Below are 21,467 nucleotides of genomic sequence, written 5' to 3'. Positions count from 1 at the left end.
CGGCCTCCTCAGAGGGTCCAGGTGTCGAGGATGAAGGCGTTATCGCGGCGGTGCAGCAGGATCAGATCAAGGACATCCTGCGGCGCGATGGGACGAATGCCGGGGATCAGCGCGCCTTCGCCGTGGCCATAGAGCGCCTGAAGGCCGAAACGGCAGGCATAGACCTTGCCTCCCTCCTTCATGAACTTTTCGATCTGGTTATTCATGGCCAGATGGCCTGGGAAGGCTTCGTCGCCAAGCTTGGGAAAGCCGCGCTGCAGCCCGAGGGTAACGCCCGGCCCATACAGGAGCACGGTCGTCTCGAACCCCTTGCGCTGAAGGCGGGTGGCCTGAAGCAAATTCACAAGGCCGATCGAGCCTTCGAAGGCAACGGTATGAAAGGTCACCAGAGCCTTCTCACCAGGCTCGGCCTTCACGTCTTCAAAGACCTTCTCCTCGAAATCGACGAGGAAATCACCCTTCTGGTTGGCGGGAACGGTTACGGTGGGCATCGGCTTTCTCCAGATCCTGTTGCTGGCCCCAATGGGGACGCATCCAGACTGGTGAACAGTCATTATGCAGTCAATATTGGCATATTGATATGATATTTGAATGCATTCAATTATAGTGATGCTGCGCGTTAAGCCGCCCTTTTTCGGAGACGAACCGTGATGGCGCTTTGGTCGACATATTCCTGAAAGATGCAGTGCTTCCCGAAAATGCCGAAATATTGGGCATTTCTTTTGGGTGGCTGCCTAAAAATGCGACACTGCATCTCAGCAAGGCGCAAAAGTCCGAATCAAAAATTGACCGCATATTGACTGCATGATAGTGCAGCGGTCTGGAGATGATATGACGGAAGACTGGAAGCCCGAGCTCGCTCGCTATGGCAAGCCTTATTACAGGGCGATCGCTGACGCCATTGCAGATGATGTCAAGGAAGGGCGATTGAGGGTTTCAGACCGCCTGCCGCCTCAGCGCGACCTTGCACAGCGGCTCGGAATCAATTTCACCACCGTAGCGCGCGGCTATGTCGAGGCGCAAAAGCGTGGCCTGATCGAATCCCGAACCGGACAAGGGACGTTCGTTGCGGGGCAGCCACGGCGGTTGCGCCCCGCGCAAAGACCATCGGTCGTCGACCTGACCATGAATCTAGCGCCCGAACCTGAAGACCGGGCCCTTGTCGACAAGATGCAGGTGGGTATGCAGAGGATCGCGCGAGATCTGCCGACCCTGCTGCGATATCAGGCCTTCGGCGGCACATATGTCCAGCGCGAGGTGGCCGCAAACCTGCTCGCCATGCGTGGCGTCAAGGCAACGCCCGAACAATTGGCGATATGTCCCGGCACCCACCTAGCATTTCAGGCGATCCTCCAGGTTCTTCTGCAACCCGGCGACATCCTTCTCTGCGAAGCGCTGACCTATCCTGGCATCAAGGCCGTTGCGGGGCGACTGGGCCTCCGGTTGATCGGGCTCCCGATCGATAATGACGGGATTGAGCCGGAGGGCTTCGCGCAAGCCTGCCGCGAACATGGGGCTCGCGTGCTTTACGTCAACCCGACCCTGCTCAACCCGACGACATCGACCAGTTCTCTGGCGCGTCGCGAGGCGTTGACCGAAATCGCGCGACGCCATGACGTGACGATTATCGAGGATGATGCCTATGGGCTGCTGCCGCTAAATCCGCCGCCGGCGCTTGCCACTTTGGCGCCTGACATCACCTGGTACGTGGCGAGTCTCTCCAAGACTTTGGGCGCGGGCTTGCGCATCGCCTATGTCGTCGCGCCGGACCAGCGCAGGCTCTGGCCAGTCAGCGCCATTTTGCGCACCGCTTCGGTTATGGCGTCGCCGCTGACAACGGCGTTGGCAACCCAATGGATCGAGGATGGAACGGCGCGCCAGATCATTCAGGCGCTTCGACGCGAATGTTCCGCCCGGCAGAAGCTCGTCGCGGATACTCTACCGGCGGGTGCCTATTTCGCTGATGCGGAAGGTTTCCACGTCTGGATGGCTCTGCCCAAGCCATGGCAGCGCTCGGCCTTTGCCGCACGGATGCGCGCATCGGATCTCAGCGTCGTGGTGAGCGACGCCTTCGCCGTCGGTCAGCCTCCGGTCGAAGCGGTTCGCATTTCACTGGGCGGCGTCTTGAGCAGGGCAGAGCTACGTGCCGAACTGGAATTCGTCCGCCACGTCCTTGACGAAGAGGCAATCGGAGGCGTCGACTTCGCCTGAGCCGCGCAAGCGCAATCAGCGAACCCTCTTGTCGAGCCAGTCGGCAATGAGATTGGCGATCGGCGCGTTGTTTTTCTCCAGCATCATGAGATGGCCGTTGCCGTGAATGCCCCGATCTTCCAGCCGGGTGAACGTCACGGGCACGCCGGCCTGTGAGAGATAGCGGGCGGTGCAATGATCATAAGGGGCATGATAGGAGGCTTCGCCGACCACGATCATGACGGGAATGCGCGACAGGTGCGGCAATGTGCGGGGTTTGCCGGTTTGAAGCCAGCAACGGGTCAGATCGGCGCCCTCGGCCACCGATTCCCGTGCGATCGCCAGGTCCGCCGGATCGGAGACGGGCGGATCATAGGTCAGCGGCCCGTAGGTCGGACCCCAAGGCCGCGCCATCTTCTCCGGTGTCTTCCCGTCCGCGGGTGCAGGATCGTAAAATGGGGGGCCATTGGGTTCGATTGCCACCACAGCCTTGACGAGATCGGGAAGGTCGTCGGCGACTTCCCAGCCGAAGGTGCCCGACCGTGAGTGCGTGAGCAACACGGCTGGTCCGATCTCGGCGAGCAGAGCGTCCAGCGCGGCCCGCGCCGTTGCATCGATCTGGTCGCCGGGGGCAGTCACCGTCGGTTGCAGGGAACTGTAGAATTGCTCGAATGTCGGGTCTCCCGGCTTGCCCGAACCTGGCCATTGCGTATGCTTCTGTGCCTGGGGGACGGATGAAGTCGACTTGGGCGCTGTGAACAGGCGTTCGATCTGGGCCGTGCCAATCCTGTTGGCTGGCCCATCGACCGATGGTGTGTAGGGGGAGCGGCCTCGCGCCGGCTGATCCACGACATAGACGGTGTAACCACGACGCAGAAAGATGTCCGCCCAGCCTTCGCGCCCGTCGGGCGTGCCGGTGAAGGCGGTGCCATTCTGATAATTCCCATGGACCAGCACGATCGGGGTTGCTCTGCGGCGCTTGGCGGGCACGCTATATTCGACATACATGCTGCCGACGCGAACGCTGCCGCCATCCTTCTCTATGTCGCGTCCCCCTACATGGCCCAGTCGGCCCGAAGCTGCGATTTTGGCCAGGTTGAAGAACGAACACTGAACGCTTGATTGATTCTACCAGGACCGTTGCTGACCACCGACCTCGTAGATATCGGCTTCCATGGAGCAATTGTAGCTCTCTGCGATGTTGAACATCTCGGAGAGGAGGCTTTGGATTTCCTCATCAAGGGAAATGCCATCCGGATCGGGGTCATAGGCGACGGTCAGTTTGTAATCACAATTGCCGTTTTTTACCATGGCGTAGTCGCGTTCCAGCATCGCCTCAATCCGCTCCCGAGCGGGTTTTCTACCTCTTCCACGCTTGTTGAAGTTCTCGATAATCAGATGCAGGGCGATGCTGGCAGTGGGCGGCTTTTCCGGCAGTTTGGTCTGTGACGGAATAATGTCGAGCGCCCGATAGACGGTCATTCGTGAGACCTTCAGGTCGCGGGCAACGCGGGCCTTGCTGGCGCCGGCGGCAAGGCGACGGCGGATTTCATCGTCATCGACGTTCTTCTTCCGGCCTTTGTAAACGCCTTCGGCGCGCGCCGCTTCGATCCCGGCGCGCTGACGATCCTTGATGAACTTCAGCTCCATATCGGCGACCATGCCGAGTATGGTGATGACCATTCGCCCCATGTCGCCCGCCGTCGTCACCTCTGGCTCAAGGATGCGCAGCGAAGCTCCCTTTTCATCAAGCTCATGCACCAGGTTCAGGACATCGCGCGTGGAGCGGCCGAGCCGGTCGAGCCGCAGCACGACCAGCTCGTCGCCGGTGTGCATAAACTGCATGATCGTTTCCAGTTCCGTGCGCCCGCTCCGCGAGGCCCCCGATCCGGTCTCGGAACGGATAATTTCGCAACCTGCATTCTTGAGGCGGCCAATCTGGATATCCAGATCCTGGTCCGTGGTGCTGACGCGGGCATATCCGATACGAGCCAAGTGCAAAATCCGTCACATTAGGGTGGCTCTTGCAGTGTATCGTCACATTGAGCGCAAACCCACCCTTTTGTGACAGACGAATGGTGTCACTCGGCCCTATCACTCTGGGGTGTACCCAAATGTTATAGGCCGATCAGCCGCCTCACGCTGCAAGCCGTCCAAAATCAATCCGGTCGTTCAGGTCGAGGTCGAAGCGGCCATAAGGGTTCACATGACTGTAGATCAACGGCGTGAGACCACGATAATCTTCCGGCGTCATCCGCCCCGCCCACTTCGGCTCAACCAGTACGGTCTGAAGCATGCGGGTGTTCACATACACCAGCGACGCTTGCAGGAGGTGTAGCGCCAGAACGGAGATTTCCTGCTCATGGATGCGGTTGGTGGCGATCTCGCCGCCCTTGCCGAAGAACACGAAACCATTAGCGCCGTTCCAGTTCTCAACCACATTCAGCCCTTCGTGGATCTCGCGGCGGAATGCCTCCTGACGCAAATACCGGCATAGGAAGATTGTTTTGACCGCGCGGCCGAGTTCACTCAGCGCCTTGTAGGTCGGGTGCATCACTTCGGCTCTGGCAAACCGGAGCAGGATCGCTTCCGGATCGGCGGTGCGCGATTGCATGGCAGCGGCATATTTGACCATTTCGTCATATTGTTGCTCGATCTCGTCCCAGTCGATCGGGCTGGAGAGGATCGGCAGTAAATTGGAAAGCCGCGTGCGCATGCCGGCTTGGGGAAGGGCCAGTTTCTGGCGTGCCACTGCTTTCAGCCGCGGGGCAAGCTCAAATCCAAGGAGTCGGCAGAACGCAAAGCCGACTGCGCTCTGGCCGTGGCTATCGACGTACTGGCGCTGGATTTCCATGTCGGTGCAATGGCGTAGCACGCCTTCGATCATGGAGGCGACCTCCGAGGAAGAGCACCGCTTGAGCTGGGAATAAACGCAGGTCGCGCGCTTCTCCACATGCCAGTAGATCATGACGCCACGGCCGCCATAGCGGGCGTGCCATTCCGTCATCAGGTTGCGGTCCCACGCGCCGAACTTCGTTGAATCGGACGCGCATGCCGTGCCCGCATCTCCCCATACTGCGGCATTGCGGATTGCCAGTGTCGCGTTTGCTACCCGCGCGCACGCCTCCCTCAGCGCTGGCGCGTGGATGAAACGGCGATGGACATGCAGCAATTCCTCGTAACTGACATCGGGTGTTGCGCCAGCGACCCGCTTGAGCCCGGCGTTCGTGCCCAAGCCATAGAGACACAGCAAAAGACGCTGAGCCAAGGCTGCTTTCGACAGGGTAACCCGCGAGGCCGACGTTTCGAAAGCATCCATCAATCCCGTGTCCAGAGCAGCCTCTTTCAACACGTCCAGCAGTCCGGTCATCGGCCAGCGCTGACCGATCTCGCTTTTGATCGAAGCGAGACCCTTCGGTTCGGGCAAGGGCTTGAACGGTGTAATCGATATCCGGTTGTCGCCGCGCCACAGGAGCCGGACCTTGTCGTTTTGTGGAATATTGGCATTGAGGAGCAACAGTTCCCGTTCAAGCTCCTCCCGGATCGAGGCGCAAAACGCCTGCGCATCTGGCGTCAGGCTGAGGCCGGAATAGTACGCATCTCGCCTGATCTCGAAGTCCTTGGGAAGATCGTCATCGGGATTGCGATAGCGATCCGCCCCGACCACCCAGATTTCTTTGGAGCGGATGCGGTCGCGCAGTTGCGTCAGGACGCAAAGCTCATAGCTGATCCGGTTTACCCGCCCATCGTCATCAATGACGGAACTGCGCCATCGCGCTGGAATCACCTCATCGATCGGAACATCCTGCAATGGCACGAAGCGGCATCCGCCATCCACCTTGCTCCTGATCCAGTCGAGGGCCGCCAGGACCGGCCGCCACACCGCGTTGTTCGACCGGAACTCAAGTACGGAAAGCAGGCTTGGCAGCATGCGCCGGTAATGATTGGCCCAGGAACCACGCATCACCTTGTAGATGCGCCGGTCCAGAGCGCCCTTCGCATGGCTCTCCTTGACGATCGCCGCCAGCTTGGCCTTACCGGCGATCGGGAAAATGACATCGCAGATGCGCCCCGATGGTTCATTGATCGAGGCGCTGGCGATCTCGACCAGCAGGCGCTCCTTTCCATAGACCCGCTCGATGTCTTTCGCGATATCGCCCACCACCTTGCGTTTCGAGCGCGTTCCGATCTTGTGAACGGTTTCGATCAGCAGGTCGATCATCGCGTCAGTGAGTTGCGCCTCCCGCGACATTAGATAAATCGCATAAAGGCCGAGCTGTCGCGCCGGCGCATGCCGGCGCATCTCCGAGGCCTTTTCACCGGCAACGCGGCGAACAATCTGATCGACCCATGGCTTGCCCGTAGCCGTCAGGAGATCATGGGGAAGATCAAGTCTCTGGATAAAGGCGAGTTTCTCGGTCACGTCGAGAATGTTGTCGAGCGTTGCCTGTCCGGCGTCACCCTTCATCCTGTTGAATCCGGTCGAGCTGTCCGGATCGGCAAGCGAGGCTTCCAATAACGCCACCGCATCTGACGAAAGCCGATCACTGGTTCCGATCAGCCAGGTGTCCAGATAATCTTGCCGTTGTGAGCGAACGACACGTTCAAGCTCCTTGCGCGACGGCCCATAAATACGCCGGTCCCGGCACCACAGGAAAACATGCTCAAGCATGGCATTGATCGACTGGCCGCCCGGGCACAGCTCGCCAGCAATCCATTCCGTCAATTGCGCGCGATCCACCCGCTTCATGCGGTGATATCCAAGATGGATCAGGATCTCCGCACAATGCCGTCGTGCTGTCCGACTGGAAAAGTCATAACCGGCTATCTCGCCAGCCTCGACACCGAGTTGCTCGGCCAGATACGAGAGGCCATCGGTAGGGATTGAGCCGGGATCGATCGCGAAAAACCCCAGGGAAGCGAAGAATTTCAGCTGCGCGGCGAGGCCAAGGCGCGTCAGGGCCGGCTTCGAATTTACAAAATCAATATCGGCAAAGCTCAGGCTCCATCGTCCGATCAAATCCCCGCCCGGAATACTCCGATCCATCAACCCACTCCCTATGATGGAGCGAACTGTCCTCTTCTATGATTTCCATCGTCAATACCGAATGCCACGTTCCCAAAACGTTCTCCGACTTGGCCAAAATCGCAGCTTGGGGCCGACTGGGCCTACATAGAAACTTCCCTTCGCGGACAAGCCCGGAGGAGCGGCGGCCACGGCGGTCGCGGCACCAAGAAGCAGCGGAAGAAGCATCAAACTGGGGCGCATCATCAATTTCCTTTACGAGCAGGAAGGGGCATGCCGCTCAAGGTCAGGCCATAACCGATAGGATAAAGCGGCCTTTCACTGTCGCTCGGCACATCGCTGGCCTGTTTGGAGACGGCGGCTTCCGAGGACGGGATTTCGAACGGCAGACGACCTTCCGGCGGAACCTTGCCGGTCAATGTCGCAAGAAGGGCTTGATCACTTGCTCCAAAATTCGCGATCAACCCGCGCGAAATCGCCGCAACGGGGGTAAGAATGGCAGGCCGGTCGAGATAAACGACGGCGATGGTCGGCACCTTTGCAGCTATGGCGGAGAGCGAGACCAGGGCCGGATCGTCATCAGCCCATGCAAGACTGCCTTCATGCTGCTTCGCGCCGTAGAAATATTGCGGATGTTCGCTCCGCCATGGAGCCACCATCCGCACAAGGGCGATGTCTGCATCCTCGGGCCGGGCAACGGGCACGAGTTTGTACGCTTGCGCGACGGCTGCACTGATGCCGGAAAGATAGACCTTCGTACCCGGTACTACTGGCAGCAACTTGCCTGCCTTGAGCACGGTCAGGGCGCGTGATTGGGCCTTCAGGCCTTCCGCCTGAAACGCTGGAGCGCCAACGATGGTTTGGGCGGCCGCAGGGTCGACATAGGGGTTTTCGAACAGCCCGAGCCGGAATTTCAGTTCGAGAATGCGCTTTACCGATGCATCGATCCGCGCCTCTGGCAATCGCCCTTGCCGCACCGCTTCGACGATCGGGCTGGAATCGGATACGCCACCGAACTGGTTAACGCCCGCCTGGATACCGGCGACAAACCGATCCAGTGGCGAAGCATCTTCCATACCCCAGGCGGTCGAATATCCATCGCGCGATGGAACGACGCCCTGCGGAAACCCATCACGGCAGATCGCGCCGCAGTCTTTTGTCACACCCCAGTCGGACAGGATGATGCCGGTAAAGCCGTAGCGTTTGCGCAGCAGGTCGGTCAGGACATGGCGGCTGAACGCCGTGCCGACAGCAGGGAATCGTTGGCCGCTCTGTCCGCTGATCTTAAGGATCGCATAGGTTGGCATCACACCCGTCACGCCAGCGGCGAAAGCCCCGCGAAAAGCGTCGGCATGCAGCCGGAGCGTATGTTCGTTCAATGACGCATGGCGGCCATACCAATTATGGCCGTCATAGCCCTTGTCGGATGCGCCATAGCCGACCCAGTGCTTGACCACGGCCGAAACGCCGTCGCGCGCCAATCCCGATCGACCATGCTGGAAACCACGCACATAGGCGCCAACCAGTCGGGAAACCAGCGCCGGGTCTTCGCCGAACGTCCCGTTGATGCGAGACCAGCGGGGTTCGGTCGCCAGATCCGCCATGGGTGATAGTGTCTGCTGAATGCCTGCGGCGCGATACTCCTGCCTCGCTATGTCAGCAAATCGTTCGACCAGCGCCGTGTCTCCGATCGCCGCAAAACCGGTTGTCTCGGGCCACTTGGAAAATCCGACGGCAGCAACGCTTGCACCGTCCAGCGCCTGAAAATGATGGCGGGGGTCGGTGCTGATGGTAAGCGGGATGGCAATCCGCGCCTGCGCGGCAATGGCCTGAAGCGCGTTATTCTGTTCCGCCAAAGCGCGCCCGGGTATGGCCAGGCGGGTAATCACACTGGTGACGTGCTGGTGCGCGATCAATGACGTGGCGGCGGCAAGGTCGTAGCCTTTCCCGCCCGCCTGAAGCGGTGCAGCGTCATGCACCATCGTACCGGCCTTTTCCGGCAGCGTCAGGCGACGGGTCAGGTCTGCGGCGCGTCTGGCCGGCGAAAGCCGCCAGTCCTCGAATGGGGACAGGCGGCCATCACGGTTGAGATCACGAAAGCGCAGCGCCCCGCGAACCAGAACAGGCACGTCCCGGTCAGCAAGAGCGGGTTGCTGCGCAGACATTTTCGTCTGCGCGAGCAAGGATTGGGTGGCGACCCAGCCAAGCAGGGTCGCCACACCGCAGGTCATTAGTGAGCGTTTAACGCTCAAAACCGCGCCCCGAAAGTGACGCCCATATAGCGGTCCGCATCCTTGTTGTAATTTGCGATCAGATCAAAGGGCGATGCGGTCGTAGCAAGCAAGGAATTGTGGTTGATCGAAGTCAGATAGTTGGTGTCGAACAGGTTCTTGACGAACCCGGTGATCGAGAAGCGATTGTCTTCCGTCCGCAGGCCGACGCTCAGGTCGACAAGGGTATAGGAAGGCTGGGTGAGCAGCGGATCCTGCTCGATCGAGAAGTTCTGCGCGCTCTGGAAGTTCACGGCTGCCTGAACGAAACCAACCATGGATGTGCCGGGGATGCTATCTTCGTAGCGCGGCGTGACACTGATGCGCCAGCGTGGCGACGCCGGCAGATCACCGTTGCGCACGTCCTGAAGCGGTCCGGACGTAATCGTCGTTCCGTTCACGACCGTCTGACGACGATAGCAGGTGTTGACCGGGAAATTGTTCGTGAAAGGTTGCGCGGCCGCCTGGAATTGCAGAGGGCAGTTCAGACCGCTGATATTGGCCGTCGCCTTTGCATATGTCACCGAAGCGTTGACGGTGAAGGCTTCGCTTGGACGCAAGGTGGCCTCGACCTCGACACCCTTTGTCCGCGACGATCCGGCATTCGCCGTAACGAACTGCGTCACGCCGGTGGCCGGGTCGGAACGGTTCGCCTGCACCTGAAGGTTGGTGTAGTCCGACAGGAACAGGGCAATGTTGACACTCAGCGAACGATCGCTTGTCTGGCCCTTGAAGCCGATTTCATAGGCATTGACATGCTCTGGCTGGACAGCCGTCTGGTTGGCGAAGTTGGCCGTGACTTCCGTGTCAAATCCAGGCCCCTTGTAACCGCGCGTATAGGAGCCATAGAATTGGGCCAGGCGGCTGAATTCATACTGCAACCCGGCCTTGCCGGTGACGGCGGTGTCGGTAATGCTGGCGCTTCCAGTCGTCGGGCCATTGCCGGGGAAGGCGACATCGCCCGGCTGGATGGGTGAGATCCGCGTACCACGATTGGAGACTTTCTCACGCTGCACGCGAATGCCGCCAAGCAGCTTCAGCCCGCCGACCACGCGATAGTCCGCCTGACCGAAAGCGGCGATGCTCTCGCCATCCAGATGAGCGTCGCTGCGCGAGGATTGATAGACGGGTGTAACGGCGCAGGGCTGACCAATGACCCCGGCGGTGCAAGTGGCCCGGCGGCGGGTGAAGTTCCGGTCGACGTTCAGGTCGGAATAAAAAATGCCCGCGACATAGTTGAGATCGCCACCGCCATTGGATGCGATACGCAGTTCCTGCGTCAGGTTGTTGAGGGCAACCTCGCCACCGCCGGTCGCCCAATGCGCATAGGCAAATGTTGGGCTGATGAACTTGACGGGGAGCGAGGGGATACGGTCCACCGACTGGTTGGCGTTGAGATAATAGTCCTGATAGGCCGTGATCGAGGTAATGGTGGCCGGCCCAATGTCCCAATCGCCCTGTAGCGATACCGTTGTTTGCCGTGAATCGCCGAAGGTCAGCTGCTCGTCATTGATGGCCCGGTTCTTTCGTGAGGCGACTACGGGAGCGGTAAGCTGCGCCACGACGGGGTTGACGGCACTGATCAGCACTTGCGCACAGCAATCAGCCTTTGTGTCGCGATGGTCTGCCGACAGCAGGAAGTTCAGGTTGGAAGACGCTTCCCATTCCAGCTTGCCGCGAACACCCCAGCTCTTGCTGCCATTGACCTTCTTGCCGGTCGCGAAATTATGGGTGATGCCGCCGACATCATTGTAGTACCCCGTCAGGCGAGCGCGCAACATGTCGGAGATAGGACCAGACACGGTGCCGCGGGCGCGATATTCGGCATGCTCGGCGATCGTGACATCGCCGCGCATTTCAAAGTCGCGAGCTGGGCGCGCCGTCGTGATGTTGAGCACGCCCGCTGTCGCGTTGCGGCCAAAAAGCGTGCCTTGCGGACCACGCAGAACTTCAACCCGCTCAAGGTCGGCAAAGTCGGCAAAGCCTTGGGCCTGGCGCGCAGCGACCACGCCGTCGACAACGACTGCCACCGCCGCTTCGACGCCCTGGCTGAACAGTTGCGTACCGATGCCGCGCACGCGGAACGTGGTGTTTGACGGATTGGTACCCTGCTGGAAAGTCAGCGACGGGACCGCCGCGACGAGGCTCTGGGTGTCATTGATCTGTCGGTCCGACAAAGCCTGACCGCCGATCGCGGTAACGGCCAGCGGAACATCCTGCAGTCGTTCAGTGCGCTTTTGCGCCGTCACGACGATTTCACCGCCCGCATCGGCCGAGTCCAACGCTGTAGCCCCCTGTCCTGCGGACGCGGTGGCGGCGACCTCCTGGTCGCCTGCTCCTGCGGCACCGGATTCTGCCGCGGTCGCGGCATTGGCCGACATGGCGACGGCTAGTGACAGGACCAGCGCTGTCATTGACACTTGATATCTCATGCAAAAACTCCCTTTCTCGTTCATTATCGAATATGTTATTGTTATTTATCAATTAGTTGGGATATCGACTTCCAGGAACACCACTGGCTCGGCGTCGTTGTTGACCAAGGCGTGATCACGCCGAAAACTGCTGTTGGATTGCCCGGCCGTGAAGCTGTGCGGCAGGTCGTCGCCAGCCAGGAACTCGGTCAACGTGCCGCTCAGGACGTAGGAAACCGACGGACGATCCTGATGGCTATGCATGGGCAGCACACCGCCAGGTGCAATCGTCACCTTTCGCATCCGCAACGTTCGGCGACCGCCGCCCCCGAAGTCTTCGGGAAGATCGACGCGACCGGTTTCGATGTTGGAGATCCCCGAACGCTCGGTCGGAAGGTCGGCAAGCGACCTGATCTGCTTCGGGCCGGTGCCGGAAGCGCTCGCTAGCAGTGCATGCGGTGCAAGAGCCACTGTTGTGACCAGTGCCGCCCGCAGGATGAAGTGGGTAAAAATCATATCACACTCGCTCCAGAATTGCGGCGATGCCCTGGCCGACGCCGATGCACATGAAGATCAGCGCACGGCGGCCATCGGTGATGCTCAGTTGCTGTGTTGCGGTCAGCGCAAGGCGCGCGCCGGACATGCCCAACGGATGTCCGAGCGCGATCGCACCACCGTTCGGATTGACGCGCGGATCGACCGGATCGACTCCCAGTTCGCGGAGCGTGGCGATGGCCTGGCTGGCGAACGCCTCGTTGAGTTCGATGATGTCCATGTCGCCCATGGTGAGGCCCGTCCGGTCGAAAAGCCGCTGCGCGGCTGCGACCGGGCCCACACCCATGATCCGGGGCGCCACGCCCGCCGAGGCCATGGCCACGATACGAGCGCGCGGGATAAGCCCATGCCGGGCTGCGGCGGATTCAGAGGCTATCAGCATCGCCGCTGCGCCATCGTTCAGGCCAGAGGCATTGCCTGCGGTGACCGTCCCGTCCTCTCGGACCACGGGCTTGAGCCGCGCCAGCGCTTCCATATTTGTCGCGCGCGGATGCTCGTCCACAGTAACGACAAGCGCTTCGCCCTTGCGCTGAGGAATGGTTACGGGAACAATCTCAGCCGCCAGTCGCCCATTGGCCTGAGCAACTGCGGCCTTTTCCTGGCTGGCGAGGGCAAAAATGTCCTGTTCTTCCCGGCCGATGCCCCATTGGGCGGCGACATTCTCTGCCGTCTGCGGCATCGTGTCGACGCCATGGGTTGCACGCATGATCGGGTTTATGAAGCGCCAGCCCAGCGTGGTATCCTCGATGGACTGGGTCCGATCGAACGCAGCACCCGCCTTCCCGACGACGAACGGCGCGCGCGTCATGCTTTCGACGCCGCCCGCCAGCATCAAATCGGCATCGCCGCTCCGGATCGCGCGCGCGGCGGACCCGACAGCATCCAGACCCGACCCGCATAGCCGGTTGACCGTTGAACCAGGCACTTCGACCGGTAATCCCGCCAGCAGGACGGCCATGCGCGCCACGTTGCGATTGTCCTCGCCCGCCTGATTGGCGCAGCCGAAAACCGCGTCGTCCAATGCGGAAAAATCGACACCGGGGTTGCGTTCAGCGAGGGCCCGGATCGGGATTGCCGCCAGATCGTCTGCGCGGACGGAAGAAAGTCCGCCGTTCAGACGTCCGATGGGCGTGCGCACGGCGTCACAGATGAAGGCATGCGCCATCAGAGCAGCGCTCCGACTTCGAGGGGCGCGGCAGTCTTGGCGCGCACCTCGTCCACCCCAATACCCGGAGCCAGTTCGATCAGCCGCAGGCCGGGCTTGTCGCAGGCGATCACGGCAAGGTCGGTAACCACAAGGTCGACGCACCCCTTGCCCGTCAGCGGCAATGTGCAATCCGGCAGAATTTTCGGGTCGCCAGCCTTGTTGACATGGTCCATCACGACGACGACCCGGCGCACCCCGGCCACAAGGTCCATCGCGCCGCCCATGCCCTTGACCATCTCTGTCTCTTATACACATCTAGATGTGTATAAGAGACAGCGACAAGCCCGGCCTGCGGCTGATCGAACTGGAGATGTGTATAAGAGACAGGGTCCATCGCGCCGCCGATGCCCTTGACCATCTTGCCGGGGATGGTCCAGTTCGCGATGTCGCCGGCTGCGCTTACTTCCATGGCGCCCAGCACGGCCATGTCGATATGCCCGCCGCGGATCATCGCGAAACTGTCCGCAGAGGAGAAGAAGCTGGACGTGGGCAGAGCCGTGATAGTCTGTTTGCCTGCGTTGATAAGGTCTGGGTCTGCCTCGCCTTCGTAAGGGAAGGGGCCCATGCCCAGCATTCCGTTTTCAGACTGGAGTGTGACGGCCATGCCGTAGGGGATGTGGTTGGCGACGAGCGTCGGTATCCCGATGCCCAGGTTGACATAATATCCGTCGCGCAACTCCTGAGCCGCGCGGGCCGCCATCTGCTCTCTGGACCAGCTCATGCTGCGATGTCCCTTGAGCGTGTGGTCAGCTTCTCGATACGCTTCTCGTTGATAGTGCTAAGGACAATGCGATCGACATAGATTCCGGGCGTGTGGATCGCGTCGGGATCGAAAGTGCCGGCGGGCACGAATTCCTCGACTTCGACCACGGTTGTCCGGGCTGCGGTCGCCATGTTCGGGTTGAAGTTGCGTGCCGTCTTGCGGAACATGAGGTTGCCCTCAGGATCTGCTCGCCAAGCCTTGATGATCGCAAGGTCCGCGCGCAGCCATGTCTCCCGAACATAATCCTGGCCTTCAAATGTCTCGACCGGCTTGCCTTCGGCCACGATCGTGCCCACCCCAGTCCGGGTGTAGAAAGCCGGGATGCCTGCACCACCTGCGCGGATGCGTTCGGCCAGCGTTCCTTGCGGGTTGAGTTCCAGTTCCAACTCGCCGGAGAGATAGAGTTGCTCGAACAACCTGTTCTCGCCGACATAGCTGGAGATCATCTTGCCGACCTGGCGGCTCTCCAGCAGCATCCAGAGGCCGAAGCCGTCTGCCCCGGCATTGTTGGAAATGACAGTCAGTCCGGTCACGCCGCTTGCGCGAATTTCCGGGATCAGGCTTTCCGGATTGCCAGACAGGCCAAAGCCGCCCGACATGACGGTCATCCCGTCGAACAGAAGGCCATCGAGTGCCGCTGCCGGGGTTGGAAAGAGTTTGCCGCTCATTTGCTGTAGACCCTTTTGGCAAAGGCCGCGATCGCATCCGCCATCGCTTTGGGCTGTTCGGGCGCCATTGCGTGACCGGCATTCTTGATGACGACGACCGTCACCCGGTCGCCCAGCATGCTTTTCAAAACCCCGGAGAAGCGGCGCGGCGCAACCGTGTCCTTTTCTGCTTGCAGGTCGAGAATGGGAGCGGTGCCAGCGGCGAAATAATCGTCAACCGGCGTATTGTTGCGCGCATAGCCTTGGGCGTCGTGCGTCTCCTTGTGCCAGCCGCCCAACCACACGCGCGGATCGTTGCCGGGCGCGAAAAACGCCTTGCGCAAATATGCAAGCCGCTGTTCCTCTGGCAGTTCGGTGTGGCTGGGACCATCGATCGCCTCGCGCATCTCGGCATTGATCGGCTTTTCGGTGGAACCGGCAGGCACCTTCCCTGCGGATGCAGCGGCCAGCACTACGCCGCGCACCAGATCGGGCCGATCGGCCGCAAGCTGTCGCGCCGGGAAATTCCCCCAGGCATGACCGACCACGACGACGGGACCGGCCTTTTCATGCTCCACGACGGCAGCCACATCCCGCGCGAAATCATGGATCGAGAGCTTTTCCATCGGCCCCTTGCTCTGGCCGATGCCGCGCGGTTCGGGCCTGACCACCCGGAAGCCCAGTTTCTGCAGGCGCGCGGCAACGTTGTCATAGTCGCGTCCCGACCGTCCCAGCGACGGCAGCATGACGATAATCGGACCCCGTCCCTGGCTTCGAACCTCGATCTGGACATTGTCGTAGCGGACGATATCCGTTCGTACGCTAGGGGCAGCGACCGCCGCCGGTGCGGCCAATGTCGATACGACTGCGATCGGCGCGCAAAGCTGGCGCAGCAGAGTGGTCATCGTCTTTCTCCTGAAGGCTTGGCATTCTCTAGGCCGCTCGCCTCAAGCAGCGGCCGCGCCTCGGGGCTGGCGAGGAAGGTCAGGAAGGCGCGGGCTTTGGCGCGATGGCGCGACCGGTTGGCAACCGCCCCGGCGAAGGATGTCAATTTCTGGATTTCTTCTGGCAGAGGGCCGAGAAATTCGATGCCAGGGGTAACCTTGAGTTCGCTGACCTGCTGCATGCCGATGTCGGCCTCGCCACGGGCCAGCAGGTCACCGACCAGTTCCTTGCCCGCCGCGACCACAGCCTTCGGCTTGACTTGCGCGGCAATGCCCAGCCGATCCAGAAGAGTGCCGCTGATGTAGACGCCGCTTGCGCCCTGCGAATATGCGACACGCGGTGCGGCCAACAGTGCCGCCCGAAAGGCATCCACGGTTGAAATATCCGGCCGAGCCTTTCCTGCGGGGACAGCTACGCCAATGCGTGAAATGGCCACAACGCGCTTTGATGCTGGATCGAAACGGCCATCCGTCATCAACGATTTCAGCGCGTCTTCGGACACCACCGTCACGTCCATCGGTTCGCCCGCCTTCAAGCGTTCCGGGATGGATTCTGGCGATGCGCCGAACGAAGGCCCATAAACGATCAAGAGCCTGTTGCCGGTCTTTCTCTCATAGGCAGGCTTGATCGCCTTCATGGCGCCCTGAAGCGCGCCTGTCGCGATGACATGGATGTCTTCGGCACCCGCGACTGTCACGTTGAAGAGGGAAACCCCGGCGACCAGGCACATCGCCAGCGCCTTTCGCACCGTACCGCTCTTGCGCGATGAGGAAGCCAGACCGCGCATCACGCGTACAACCGCGCGGGATTGTCGACGAAAAGGGCTTGGGCCGTTTCGGTGGAGTTGCAAACCGCCAGCGCGAAGGCCAGCAACTGCGCATCGTCAGGCACTGGCCCCGAAACATTTGGATGGGGCCAGTCGCTGCCCCAGATCGCGCGGTCAGGTGCTGCCTCCAATAGCCGCAGGGTATATTCGACGGCACGGTTCCAGGGACCAGCCTTGCCTCCCATGGCGCGGTCAACGCCCGATAGCTTGATCCAGACATTGGGCGACGCGAGCGCAGCCAGCAGCGCAGCATCGCTCGCGTCGCCCATAGCTTCAGTCAAGTCCGGCCGGGCCATATGATCGATCACGACCGCGACGTCGATCTTTGCGAGGTTGTCCACCAGCGACAGGGCCTGCGTGCCCTGACCATGTACCAGCACATGCCACCCCAGCGGCGCAACACGGCTTGCCAGATCGACATATCGCACCGGATCGCTTGGCGCGCGCAAATGGCTCATCAGGTTGAAGCGCACGCCGCGAATGCCACCGGCATGCAGCGCCAGCAATTCATCCTCGCTGATCTCGTCATCGATCAGCGCCACGCCGCAATAATGACCTTCGCTCGCGGCAATGGCATCGAGGATCACCGAGTGATCGCGGCCATAGGGGACGGCCTGCACCAGCACGCCACGCTCGATCCCAAGCTTCGCATGAAGCGCGCGGAGAGAGGAAAATGTCGCTTCGGTGGGTTGATAGGCTGCATCCGCCGCAAGCGGGTAACGATCAAACGGGCCGTAGACATGCGCATGGCAATCCCAGGCGCCGACTGGAAGCGCGGGTGCCGGCGTCTTGCAGGTCGTGCTGGTGGCAGCTTCGATCATCATCAGTCGCACCGCGCTGTCATGCCGCCATCGACGACGATTTCGGTGCCTGTAACGAAACGCGCCTCATCGCTTGCAAGGTAAAGGGCGGCATAGGCCGTATCGCGTCCGTCGCCCATGAAGCCCAAAGGTATGCGCTTGAGACGGGAGGCGAGCAGCGCGTCCACATTGCCGCCGCTACGCTGACCTGCCAGACGTGCTTCGACCATGGGCGTGTGAAGCTGGCCGGGCACGACCGTATTCACGCGAATGCCTTTGGGGGCATATTCCACTGCTGTAACCCGGCCGAACTGAATGACGCCGGCCTTTGTCGCGGCATAGGCAACCTGCGGCGAGCCGGTGAACCGAATGCCCGACGTGGAGGCCGTGTTCACGATTGCGCCGCCGCCAGCTTTTTCAAGCTCTGGCAGGACATGCTTGCAGGTCAGGAACACGCTCTTGAGATTGAGATCGATCTGCGCGTCCCAGCTTTCTTCGGACAATGCAGCCGCCCCGCCAGCAGCGGAGCCGCCAACATTGTTAACAAGTATATCGACACGACCATATGCATCCACGCATGCAGCCACCATTTCCGCGACAGAAGCACTGTCGGTAATGTCGCAGGCATATGCGCACACTTCGCCACCAGCGTCGCGAATGCGGCGGAGCGTTTCTTCCATCGCCGCTTCGTTCCGGTCGACGGCAAACACTTTGGCGCCGGCAAGCGCGAACAACACGGCGACGGCGCGACCGTTGCCCCAGCCGGGACCGACGCAGCCCGCGCCGGTGACGATGGCCACCTTGTCGCGCAAACGGTCATTGGAAATCAGATCTTCGGGCACAAGGACTCCGTTCACGAAATGGATGATGGCAATTCGGGCGCGACACCGGCAGGCGGCGGCACTTCGAACACCTTGATGGTCATGGAAATGAGCGTGTAATATCCAGCTATTCCAACCAGATCGACGACGGCCAACTCACCTATGGCTGCGACCAGAGCCTTGTAGAGCTCGTCGTCGACCTGGCGTTCGGCATGCAGTTGGCGGACAAAATCATAGACGAGCCGCTCATCCTCACGCGCGAAAGGCGGCTCCTCGCCATCGCGGATCGCATCTATCACAGCATCGGAAAGACCCGCCTTGACGGCAAAGGGCCGATGTGCCGCCCACTCATATTCCGCCAGCCAGTGGCGCCCCAGGAGCAGGATCGCGAGTTCGGACAGGCGCGCCGGCACGCTGCTGTCATAACGACAATAGCGGCCAAGCGCCTGGGCGGCCTGCGCCAGTTCAGGCCGATGCAGCCAGATCGCCAGCGGGCCGCGAACGCCGCCACGCGGGCCACTGGCGATGGCGTCGTAGACCTTGCGCTGGTCGTCGGACAGGTGTGCAGGAACGATGGGGGCCAGGCGGTTCATGCGACCGGTCCTTCCGATGCGGCAGACTTATCCGATATGATCGGTGCAGGGGGTGCCGGTAACAAACTGCGCCCGGCCCTCTGCCCTGTTGCGCGAACGAAGGCTTCGGAATCGAATGCACCTTCCCAGCGCGCGATCGCGAAGACTGCGACTGTATTGCCGACGATGTTGGTGAGCGCTGTGGCCGTTGCCATGATCCGGTCGATGCCGAACAGCAGGCCAAGTCCGCCGAGTGGCAGGGAGCGGACCGATTGAAGCGTCGCGGCCAGTTTGATGAACGCCCCACCGGCCACGGTCGTGCCACCTTTGGAGGTCAGGCTTAGGATCGCCAGAAGGCCTATCTGCTGCCACAGGCCGAACGGCGTATCGGTTGCCTGCGCGATGAAGCCTATGGCCACGGCCATATAGATTGATGTGCCGTCGAGGTTGAAGCTGTAGCCTGCTGGCAGGACGAAACCGACGACCACGTCATCACATCCGGCGCGCTTCAGTTTTTCGAGCAATCGCGGAAAGACGACCTCTCCGGACGCGGTGCCGAAGACCAGGAGTATCTCGTCGCGGATCAGCCGAAGGATGGCGAAGAAGGGAAGTCCGATGGCCCGGCTGATTGCGGCAAGGACAATGAAGACGAACAGAAAGGATGCCGCATAATAGACGGCAATCAGCTTCAGCAGATAATATAGCGTGATACCGCCGTTGCCGCCCACGGCGGCAGCCATCGCTCCGAAGGCGCCCAGCGGAGCCAACTTCATCAGAAATGACAGCATCTTGAAGAGGATCGCCTGGGCTTCTTCAATCCCGCGTACAGTGAGTGAATCTGGCCCGCACACGCGGTTGATGGCCATTCCTGCGAGGAGCGATACCAACAGCACCTGCAGGATGTCCCCCTTGGCAAAGGCATCGACGAGGGTGTGGGGAATGATATTCAGCAGAAAGCCGACAGTATCTACCCCGCCGGCCGCGACGGCGGCTTCAGGTTCGGCGAGATCGGCGGCATGAAGGCCCACGCCCGGCGCAAATATGTTGACCATCATCATGCCGACGATCATCGCAACCGTGCTGACAACTTCGAAATATACCAGTGATTTCAAACCCATCCGACCAAGCTTGCGCATGTCGGACACATGGGTCAGTCCATGTACCAGCGTCAGAAAGATGATCGGCGCGAGCATCATCTTGAGCAGGGCGATGAACGCTTGACCCAAGGGCTTCATGGCGACCGCAAGATCCGGGGCAACGAGTCCCAGGACCACGGCGCAGGCTAGCGCAATCAGAACCTGAACATGCAGTTTCGGCAAAGTGCTGGCCCCTCGGTTTTCTTGTGCCGCGCCGGAGTACGGCACAGCCCTTATTGCATCCAACGATGTAACGCAGACCGGCCAGCTAGATCAAAAACCTTTTTTTTATACTTTGATATGCCATATCGACATAGCTCATACATTCTGCTGTATGGATTGAATGGATTTTCGCGAACTTCGTACCTTCAGAATGGTCGCCCACACGGGGAGCTTCAGCCGGGCGGCCGAGGAGTTGAGAGTTGCTCAACCGGCTCTCAGTCGCCAGGTCGCGCGGCTTGAGGAGGAATTGAAGGTCGCGCTGTTCGTTCGGCACGGCCGCGGCGTCGCTTTGACGCCGGCTGGCGCCCGATTGCTCGATCGCGCCGAAATCATGCTCCATTACCTGCACGAAACCGCCGACGTCGTGCGCGATGACGATGCGCAGGAACGCGGGCGCTTGGCGGTCGGGCTCACGCCCGCGATCGGACATGCAATCGGACCGGCGTTGATCCGACGGTTTCGCGAGCGATGGCCGAAGGCGACCCTTTATGTAAGGGAGGGTTTGAGCACGTCATTGCAGACATGGTTGCTGGACGGCAGCGTGCAGGCCGCAGTCGTCTACAACCAACCGTTGCTCGAAGCCTTCGACATCATTCCGTTGTTCAGCGAACCCATGGCGCTGGTCGCTCCGCCGCATGAGACCCCGCGCACCCTGCGCTTTAGCGAACTGGCGGAACTTCCCCTGATCCTGCCCGCCATGCCGCACAGCAATCGCAGGCTGATAGAGCAGACTGCAATCCAGCACAGCACAAAGCTGCGCGTGGTGCTCGAAGTCGATAGCGTGGCCTTGACCAGGCAGTTGGTGCGCGAAGGCCTGGGCTACTCGATCACTGCGGAACTCTCTTTGCAAACAGCCATGGCCGAAGGTCTGGTGACGGCGCACCGCATAGAGCGGCCAATATTGCGATCGCAAGTCGGTCTGGCGACGTTGCGGGATCTGCGCGACAGCATTCTGGTGCAAAGCTGGGTAGAGATGCTGACATCGGAATTGAAGACGCTGGTGTCCAGCGGCCCCTGGTCTCGCACGGCGAAATGGCTGGGCAGGCATTAGAGCAACAAGGCGATCCAGAGTTCCG

Annotated in this window: 18 protein-coding genes and 1 pseudogene; 2 read left to right on the top strand and 17 right to left on the bottom strand. The window is 60.9% G+C overall.

The window, feature by feature from the left end:
- Window positions 1-8 precede the first annotated feature (8 nt).
- On the bottom strand, window positions 9-491 hold the full coding sequence (locus tag FE851_RS17175; protein WP_107124556.1) for an MSMEG_0572/Sll0783 family nitrogen starvation response protein: 483 nt from the start codon (window positions 489-491) through the stop codon (window positions 9-11).
- Window positions 492-831: 340 nt separating this feature from the next.
- On the opposite strand from FE851_RS17175, the gene FE851_RS17170 reads away from it, so the two are divergent.
- Complete coding sequence (locus tag FE851_RS17170) at window positions 832-2,211, top strand: PLP-dependent aminotransferase family protein (RefSeq protein ID WP_145205066.1); 1,380 nt, start codon at window positions 832-834, stop codon at window positions 2,209-2,211.
- Between the two features lie 15 nt (window positions 2,212-2,226).
- Here the strand turns inward: FE851_RS17170 and FE851_RS17165 are convergent, their stop codons facing one another.
- The 16 genes and pseudogenes from FE851_RS17165 to FE851_RS17090 all read right to left on the bottom strand — a co-directional run bounded on the left by FE851_RS17165 (window position 2,227) and on the right by FE851_RS17090 (window position 20,352).
- The gene (locus FE851_RS17165; protein ID WP_145205063.1) at window positions 2,227-3,198 is read right to left on the bottom strand and encodes an alpha/beta hydrolase; all 972 of its coding nucleotides are present in this window, start codon (window positions 3,196-3,198) and stop codon (window positions 2,227-2,229) included.
- Between the two features lie 120 nt (window positions 3,199-3,318).
- Entirely contained in the window at window positions 3,319-4,185 is an 867-nt protein-coding gene (locus tag FE851_RS17160; protein WP_006953933.1) for a recombinase family protein, read from the bottom strand.
- Window positions 4,186-4,327: 142 nt separating this feature from the next.
- Window positions 4,328-7,237, bottom strand: coding sequence for a Tn3 family transposase (locus FE851_RS17155; RefSeq protein ID WP_048938210.1), 2,910 nt, complete (start codon window positions 7,235-7,237; stop codon window positions 4,328-4,330).
- Between the two features lie 224 nt (window positions 7,238-7,461).
- Entirely contained in the window at window positions 7,462-9,435 is a 1,974-nt protein-coding gene (locus tag FE851_RS17150) for a glycoside hydrolase family 3 protein (protein ID WP_261371036.1), read from the bottom strand.
- Between the two features lie 29 nt (window positions 9,436-9,464).
- Entirely contained in the window at window positions 9,465-11,900 is a 2,436-nt protein-coding gene (locus tag FE851_RS17145; protein WP_261371035.1) for a TonB-dependent receptor, read from the bottom strand.
- A 66-nt stretch (window positions 11,901-11,966) separates the two neighbouring features.
- Window positions 11,967-12,413, bottom strand: a complete 447-nt coding sequence (locus FE851_RS17140; RefSeq protein WP_145205057.1) for a cupin domain-containing protein — start codon at window positions 12,411-12,413, stop codon at window positions 11,967-11,969.
- A gap of 1 nt (window position 12,414) precedes the next feature.
- Complete coding sequence (pcaF, locus tag FE851_RS17135) at window positions 12,415-13,617, bottom strand: 3-oxoadipyl-CoA thiolase (RefSeq protein WP_145205054.1); 1,203 nt, start codon at window positions 13,615-13,617, stop codon at window positions 12,415-12,417.
- Window positions 13,617-13,895, bottom strand: a pseudogene (locus FE851_RS17130) (CoA-transferase); the annotation flags it as partial. The gene pcaF and the pseudogene FE851_RS17130, both read right to left, overlap by 1 nt.
- On the bottom strand, window positions 13,832-14,380 hold the full coding sequence (locus FE851_RS17125; RefSeq protein ID WP_261371034.1) for a CoA-transferase: 549 nt from the start codon (window positions 14,378-14,380) through the stop codon (window positions 13,832-13,834). The gene FE851_RS17125 and the pseudogene FE851_RS17130, both read right to left, overlap by 64 nt.
- Window positions 14,377-15,090, bottom strand: a complete 714-nt coding sequence (locus FE851_RS17120) for a CoA transferase subunit A (protein ID WP_145205048.1) — start codon at window positions 15,088-15,090, stop codon at window positions 14,377-14,379. The genes FE851_RS17125 and FE851_RS17120 overlap by 4 nt, the downstream gene beginning before the upstream one ends.
- Entirely contained in the window at window positions 15,087-15,974 is an 888-nt protein-coding gene (locus tag FE851_RS17115) for an alpha/beta fold hydrolase (protein ID WP_107124563.1), read from the bottom strand. Before FE851_RS17115 ends, FE851_RS17120 begins: the two co-directional genes overlap by 4 nt.
- Window positions 15,971-16,744, bottom strand: coding sequence for a substrate-binding domain-containing protein (locus tag FE851_RS17110; RefSeq protein WP_145205655.1), 774 nt, complete (start codon window positions 16,742-16,744; stop codon window positions 15,971-15,973). Before FE851_RS17110 ends, FE851_RS17115 begins: the two co-directional genes overlap by 4 nt.
- A gap of 56 nt (window positions 16,745-16,800) precedes the next feature.
- Complete coding sequence (locus tag FE851_RS17105) at window positions 16,801-17,664, bottom strand: amidohydrolase family protein (RefSeq protein WP_222422963.1); 864 nt, start codon at window positions 17,662-17,664, stop codon at window positions 16,801-16,803.
- Window positions 17,664-18,482: an SDR family NAD(P)-dependent oxidoreductase gene (locus tag FE851_RS17100; protein ID WP_107124564.1), complete on the bottom strand. Its 819-nt coding sequence runs from the start codon at window positions 18,480-18,482 to the stop codon at window positions 17,664-17,666. The genes FE851_RS17105 and FE851_RS17100 overlap by 1 nt, the downstream gene beginning before the upstream one ends.
- 11 nt (window positions 18,483-18,493) lie before the next feature.
- Window positions 18,494-19,054: a carboxymuconolactone decarboxylase family protein gene (locus tag FE851_RS17095; protein WP_145205045.1), complete on the bottom strand. Its 561-nt coding sequence runs from the start codon at window positions 19,052-19,054 to the stop codon at window positions 18,494-18,496.
- On the bottom strand, window positions 19,051-20,352 hold the full coding sequence (locus FE851_RS17090) for a cation:dicarboxylate symporter family transporter (RefSeq protein ID WP_181316711.1): 1,302 nt from the start codon (window positions 20,350-20,352) through the stop codon (window positions 19,051-19,053). Before FE851_RS17090 ends, FE851_RS17095 begins: the two co-directional genes overlap by 4 nt.
- Window positions 20,353-20,512: 160 nt before the next feature.
- Between FE851_RS17090 and FE851_RS17085 the strand changes: the two genes are divergently transcribed.
- Window positions 20,513-21,442, top strand: coding sequence for a LysR family transcriptional regulator (locus tag FE851_RS17085; RefSeq protein ID WP_107124567.1), 930 nt, complete (start codon window positions 20,513-20,515; stop codon window positions 21,440-21,442).
- Window positions 21,443-21,467 lie beyond the last annotated feature (25 nt).

It is taken from the genome of Sphingobium sp. B2 (assembly GCF_007693735.1).
Lineage (GTDB): Bacteria > Pseudomonadota > Alphaproteobacteria > Sphingomonadales > Sphingomonadaceae > Sphingobium > Sphingobium xenophagum.
This window is presented reverse-complemented; position numbering and strand designations above follow the sequence as displayed.